The sequence below is a fragment of the Actinoplanes sp. NPDC048791 genome, assembly GCF_040650095.1.
Taxonomy (GTDB): Bacteria; Actinomycetota; Actinomycetes; order Mycobacteriales; family Micromonosporaceae; genus Actinoplanes.
This window is the reverse complement of sequence record NZ_JBEZGQ010000725.1, coordinates 1-4,453: the sequence shown is the minus strand read 5'-3', so window position 1 is coordinate 4,453 and position 4,453 is coordinate 1. Positions and strand designations below refer to the sequence as shown.

3 protein-coding genes are annotated in these 4,453 nt (G+C 72.0%); all 3 read left to right on the top strand.

What is annotated here, in order from left to right; genetic code table 11:
* The coding region (locus AB0C29_RS35530) for a phosphopantothenoylcysteine decarboxylase (RefSeq protein ID WP_360829846.1) at nt 1–521 on the top strand (521 nt) is incomplete at its 5' end.
* Between the two features lie 75 nt (nt 522–596).
* Nucleotides 597–1,787 (top strand): methionine adenosyltransferase, encoded by a 1,191-nt coding sequence (metK, locus tag AB0C29_RS35525; protein ID WP_360556205.1) that lies wholly within the window; start codon nt 597–599, stop codon nt 1,785–1,787.
* A gap of 155 nt (nt 1,788–1,942) precedes the next feature.
* Nucleotides 1,943–4,294 carry a primosomal protein N' gene (locus AB0C29_RS35520; protein ID WP_360829848.1) on the top strand — a complete coding sequence of 784 codons (2,352 nt, stop codon included), beginning with the start codon at nt 1,943–1,945 and terminating at the stop codon, nt 4,292–4,294.
* The last annotated feature ends 159 nt before the right edge of the window (nt 4,295–4,453 follow it).

Below are 4,453 nucleotides of genomic sequence, written 5' to 3'. Positions count from 1 at the left end.
ACGTCACTCTGGACGTTCCGGCGGGCACCGACGTGGTGCGCGTCGGCACGACCGAGGAGCTGCGCAAGGCCACGGTCGAGGCCGCCGCGGACGCGGACGTCGTGGTCATGGCGGCGGCCCCGGCCGACTTCCGGCCGGCCGCGGTCGCCGGCCAGAAGATCAAGAAAAGCGACGGGGGTACGGCGCCCACCCTCGAGCTGGTCACCAACCCGGACATCGCAGCCGAGCTCGGCGCGACCAAACGCCCTGGTCAGCTGCTCGTCGCCTTCGCCGCGGAGACCCACGACGCGCTGGAGAACGCCCGCGGCAAACTGGTCCGGAAACGCGCCGACCTCATCGTCGTTAACGAGGTGGGCGTCGACCTGGTCTTCGGGTCGGACAACAACACGGTCACGATCCTGGGCGCCGACGGGAGCACCACCGCGCTGGGGGAACTCCCGAAAGACGATGTAGCCGATGCGATATGGGATCAGGTTGCCGGGCGCCTTGATCCGCAGGTCGGCGCGCTTGGGACGGGCTGAGACCGCCCCGGCGTCACTACAGCGGTGGTGACTACACTGCCGCGGAACGAAACTTCGACAAATCTGAGGAGCACCGTGGCACGCCGCCTGTTCACCTCCGAGTCGGTCACGGAAGGCCACCCGGACAAGATCGCTGACCAGATCAGCGACGGTATTCTCGACGCCCTGCTGTCGCAGGACCCCCGCAGCCGCGTCGCGGTGGAGACCCTGATCACGACCGGCCAGGTTCACGTGGCCGGCGAGGTGACCACCAAGGCGTACGCGGACATCCCGAGCATCGTGCGCGAGACCATCCTGGGCATCGGTTACGACTCGTCCAAGAAGGGCTTCGACGGCGCGTCCTGTGGCGTCAGCGTGTCGATCGGCTCGCAGTCGCCTGACATCGCCCAGGGTGTGGACAGCGCGGTCGAGCTGCGCGAGGGCAACTCCGAGCACGCGCTCGACGCCCAGGGCGCGGGCGACCAGGGCATGATGTTCGGCTTCGCCTGCTCCGAGACCCCGGAGCTGATGCCGCTGCCGATCGCGCTGGCCCACCGGCTGGCCCGGCGGCTGTCGAGCGCCCGCAAGGACGGCACGATCCCGTACCTGCGCCCGGACGGCAAGACCCAGGTCACCATCGAGTACGACGGCCTGCGCCCGGTGCGGCTGAACACGGTCGTGGTGTCGTCGCAGCACGCGGCCGACATCTCGCTGGAGTCGCTGCTGACCCCGGACGTCCGTGAGCACGTCATCGCCCCGGAGCTCGAGGGCCTGGGCCTGGACGTGGAGGACTACCGGCTGCTGGTCAACCCGACCGGTCGCTTCGAGATCGGCGGCCCGATGGGCGACGCCGGCCTGACCGGCCGCAAGATCATCGTTGACACGTACGGCGGCTACGCCCGTCACGGCGGCGGCGCCTTCTCGGGCAAGGACCCGTCGAAGGTGGACCGCTCGGCGGCGTACGCGATGCGCTGGGTGGCCAAGAACGTGGTCGCCGCCGGCCTGGCCGAGCGGTGCGAGACGCAGGTCGCGTACGCGATCGGCAAGGCGCACCCGGTGTCGCTGTTCGTCGAGACGTTCGGCACCGAGAACGTGCCGGTGGAGCGGATCGAGAAGGCCATCAACGAGGTGTTCGACCTCCGCCCGGCCGCGATCATCCGCGACCTGGACCTGCTGCGCCCGATCTACCAGCAGACCGCGGCGTACGGCCACTTCGGCCGCGAACTGCCGGAGCTGCTGTGGGAGAACACGGACCGCGCCCAGGACCTGAAGTCCGCCGCGGCCTGAGCTTGGTGACGCCAGGAACGGGTGCCTCGACTCCGGTCGAGGCACCCGTGCTGTTTGCGCCGGAAGATGTCGTACCCGCGCGCCAGAATGTGCGGGTGAAGGCGGCGAAGGCGAAACCCGACCGGGAGCCGGCACCGCGGCTGCCGGTCGCCCGGGTGAGCGTCGAAGTGCCGCTGGCCCACCTCGACCGCCCGTTCGACTACTTGGTCTCCGCGGCCGACGACGAGGCTGCGCAGCCGGGGGTGCGGGTGAAGGTCCGCTTCGCCGGGCAGCTGGTGAACGGCTTCCTCCTGGAACGGGCCGAGTCCAGCCCGCACGGCGGAAAGCTGGCCTTTCTGGACAAAGTGGTCTCGCCGGAGCGGGTGCTGGACCCGGAGGTGGCGCGGCTGGCTCGCGCTGTCGCTGACCGGTACGCGGGGAATCTCTCGGATGTGCTGCGGCTGGCTGTGCCGCCTCGTCACGCTCGCGCGGAAGCCCAGGCCACTCCGCCTCCTGTTGATCCACCGCCCGGCTCGGCGACAGCGTCTTCGCTACCTGCGGGCGTCGATGCTGCTGGCGCTTCTGACCGTCCGGAGGTGGCGGCTGCCGCCTCCGCTGAGGTCGTCGGCGTTTCGGTTGCGATGAGCTCCAGTCACCCCGCTGCGGCTGGGGGTGCAGTGGCTCTTGGCCGTCCCGACAGAGCGACTCCCGCCTTCGCATTCGCCACTGCGGGAGCGGTGGCTTCGGCGCCGTCACAAACCACGACTTCCCCCACCGTCGTGCCGGATCTATCGGATCAGTCACCTTCTGCGGGGGCGCAACAATCTGACCCAGGTGCGGAGCCCGGTTCGGCGGGTGGGCGGTCGGTCCAACCGGGCACGGTCGCTGAGGTGCAGCTCGCCCAGGTAGCAGAGGACCAGCCGACCGACGCCGAACTCGACCAGACCGCGGCTCGCGGTGACGTCCGGCCGGAGGCAGGCGCGCACGGGTGGGGGATTTATCCCACCGGCGGGGCCTTCATGCACGCCTTGGAGCAGGCCCGGCCGGCTCGGGCCGTATGGTCCGCGCTGCCCGGGGAGGACTGGCCCGCGCGAATCGCTGAGGCTGCCCGGGCCGTCGTCCGGGGTGGCCGGGGTGTGGTCATCGTGGTGCCGGACGCGCGAGATCTGGAGCGGCTCGATCAAGCTCTGACCGTGGTGCTCGGTGATGGGCGGCATGTCGCCCTCAACGCCGCCGCTGGGCCGGCTGAGCGATATCGGAGGTTCCTCGCCGCCAGCCGGCACCGGGTGCCTGTTGTCGTCGGGACGCGGGCTGCCATGTTCGCGCCCGTCGCTGATCTCGGGCTCGTGGTCATCTGGGACGACGGGGATGACCTGCACGCCGAGCCGCGGGCGCCGTACCCGCATGCCCGGGATGTTCTGCTCACCCGCGCGCAGCTCGCCGACTGCGCCGCGCTGGTCGGGGGTTTCGCCCGCACGGGTGAGGCGCAGTTGCTGCTGGAGACCGGATGGGCCAAGGAGATCGTCGCCGATCGTGGCACGTTGCGGGCGCGCAGCCCGGCCATCGCGCCGACCGGTGATGATCCGCAGCTGGCGCGGGATCCCGGTGCGGTGACCGCGCGGCTGCCGAGTCTTGCCTGGCAGGCGGCTCGTGGCGCGTTGCAGGCCGGGATGCCGGTGCTGGTGCAGGTGCCGCGGCGGGGTTACCTTCCGTCCACCGCCTGCGCCGAGTGCCGCACCCCGGCCCGGTGCCCGCACTGCTCCGGTCCACTGGGGCTTGCCGGTTCGCGGGACGTGCCGGCCTGTCACTGGTGCGGCCGGGCCGCGGCCGACTACGCCTGCCCGGCCTGCGGTGGGCGGCGGCTGCGGGCCTCGGTGACCGGTGCCCGGCGTACGGCGGAAGAGCTCGGCCGGGCCTTCCCGGGGTTCCCGGTGCGCACCTCCGGCCGGGACGAGATCCTGACCACCGTTCCCGGAACGGCCGCCGTCGTCGTCGCCACACCAGGAGCGGAGCCGGTCGCCGAGGGCGGCTACGGCGCGGTGTTGCTGCTGGACACGTGGGCGCTGCTGTCCCGGGCGGATCTACGGGCCGCCGAGGAGACCATGCGGCGCTGGCTGTCCGCGGCCGCGCTGGCCCGGCCCGGTCCGGCGGGTGGCCGGGTGGTGGTCGTGGCCGACGGTTCATTGGCACCCGTGCAGGCGTTGCTGCGCTGGGACCCGGGCTGGTTCGCGGCCCGCGAGCTCGCCGAACGCCGGGAACTGGGCTTCCCGCCGGCGGCCCGGATGGCCAGCGTGACCGGCAAGGCCGAGGCGGTGGCCGAGTTCCTGGACGCGGCGCGCCTGCCCGACGATGTGGAACTCCTCGGTCCGGTCCCGGCAGCCGACGACCAGGAACGCATGCTGCTGCGGGTCTCCCGGGGGCGCGCGGCGGCGCTGGCCCGAGCTCTGCACGAGGCGGCGGCGGTACGCAGCGTGAAGAAGTCCAACCTGCCGATCCGCATCCAGATCGACCCCGCCGAACTCCTCTGACCCAACGGCTCCCAGGAAGCCGAGCGTCCACGTGCCGGCGAGGGTGCGCACGGCCGCGTAAAACACGCGCACGGCTCGCCCCCGCGCGCACGGCTCCGCACCCGCGCCCACGGCTCCGCGCGCGGGTGCGGCATCGCAGGCGCGGGAGCGCAGCACCGC